At 66.4% G+C, this 1,840-nt stretch carries 2 protein-coding genes; both read right to left on the bottom strand.

Translation table 11 applies throughout. The features are described 5' to 3' along the window. Positions 1 to 128: 128 nt before the first annotated feature. Entirely contained in the window at positions 129 to 1,115 is a 987-nt protein-coding gene (locus tag NI2_RS23735) for an alpha/beta fold hydrolase (protein ID WP_067494484.1), read from the bottom strand. A gap of 61 nt (positions 1,116 to 1,176) precedes the next feature. Next, positions 1,177 to 1,662 (bottom strand): phage holin family protein, encoded by a 486-nt coding sequence (locus tag NI2_RS23730; RefSeq protein WP_067494480.1) that lies wholly within the window; start codon positions 1,660 to 1,662, stop codon positions 1,177 to 1,179. Between the last annotated feature and the right edge of the window lie 178 nt (positions 1,663 to 1,840).

Genomic DNA, 1,840 nt, shown 5'->3' with positions numbered 1-1,840 from the left:
CCCAATACCTCCTTGGTGCACAAAACACCGAGGTGGTGCCGCACGGCTGGGTGCGCGGTAGGTGGCGCCCTCGAGGATGCCGGTGTCACGCGGTCGAAAGCACCCCGCCACCGCCCCGCCAGACAACGTCAGGGCGACACCAAGTCATCCTTCGGAGCATCATTGGCACCGTTCTGCTCATGCCAATACGCGGTAAGCACCTCATTGACCTTGCCCGGGTTCTCCTGATGGGCGTAATGGCCCGCATTCGGAATAGTCACCAGCGCCCGACGCGGTGAAAGCTCCTGATCCCGCTCGATGGTCGAGGCCAACAGATACTGGTCATTCGCACCGCGTAATCCGAGAACAGGTATGTCGATCGGATTCCGCATCGTCGCCATGAACCGCTTACCATCAGGCCGCCATTGGCTCCGAAAGGCCCACCGCTGATACTCCAGCGCGCTGTGGGCGGCACCAGGTATGCGAATAGCCGTCCGCATCCGTGACGCCGTCTCGGTGAATTCGGCGGTACGTGACCAGGATTCACCGACCCGCTCGCGCAGCAACCGCTCCACCTCGGCCCCGCCCCGCCGCGTGAGGAGGGTCTCGGGGTATCGGGGCAACTGATAGCGCAGGAATTGGGGCAGCCAGGCGGAACGCTGTGCGGAATCGCGCAGGACGGCACTCTTCAACGCGGCGGGGTGCGGCGAGCTCACGAGCGCGATGGACCGAACCAGCCGCGGATGCAGGACCGCGGTGGCCCAGCAGACGAGGCCGCCGTCGGCGTGGCCGACGAGGGTCGCTTCGGTGTGGCCGAGCGCGCGGATGAGTCCGGCGATGTCACCGGCGAGGGTCCATCCGTCGTAGCCGCGGGGCGGTTTGTCCGTGTCGCCGTATCCGCGCAGGTCGACGGCGACGGTCCGGTAGCCGTGGTCGGCGATTCCGGTGAGCTGATGACGCCACGACCACCAGAAGTCGGCGAATCCGTGCAGCAGCAGCACCAGCGGCGCGTCGGCGCGCACCGTGGCGTCGGCTTCGACGACGTGGAAGCGGATTCCGTTGGCGTGCACGTCCCGGTGGGTCCACGGGCCGTCGTAACGGACGGTGGACGGATCCGGGAATGAATTGGACGACACGCCGATCGAGCCTAGTGGGCGGGTCCGGTCGTGGCGACCGGGCCCGCCGGGGCTGGACTCGTCAGTTCTTCGCCTTCTCCAGCGACGGGGTGTGCTCGCGGTGGGCGAGTGCCTGCGGCAGCACCTCGGCGCTCTGCTTGAGCGAGCCGATCGTCTTCTCCGGCGCCTTCAGCTTCTTCACCTTGCGATACCCGAGGAAGGCCAGCAGCGCGGTGGCGAGCACCATCAGCGTGAAGACGATGAGGAACGCCGCCCACCGGTACAGCCACACGTCGAGCAGTTCGGCGAGGAAGAAGAAAAAGAAGAATGAGCTGAACAGCAGGATCGTCAGCGCGAGGATGAAGAAGACACTGCCGGTGAGGCCCTTCTTGACCTCGCCGGTGACCTCGGCCTTGGCCAGCGCGACCTCGGCGCGCACGAGCGTGGACAGCTGCTCGGTGGCGTCGCGGACGAGGCTGCCGATGCTGGCCGATCCGGGCGGATTGGCGTCGGTCAACGGGATGGAAGTGACCGTCCGACCGTCATTTCCGCCTTGGGTGTAACTCACTTCGTCGACCCTTCTCCCTGTGGTAACTGGTCCGCATCGCGGCGCGCGGTGTGCACACGTCTTGGCGCAACACTAGCGCCGATCCGATCAGCGATGCTGCCCTGGAGGTGACCGACACGGCTATCGCCGCAACCGTAGCGTGCCGGTCCCCGATCAGTTGCCGCCGGTGCGGATGGCC

Origin of the sequence: Nocardia ignorata NBRC 108230 (assembly GCF_001612905.1) — a bacterium.
GTDB classification, from domain to species: Bacteria; Actinomycetota; Actinomycetes; order Mycobacteriales; family Mycobacteriaceae; genus Nocardia; species Nocardia ignorata.
This window is presented reverse-complemented; position numbering and strand designations above follow the sequence as displayed.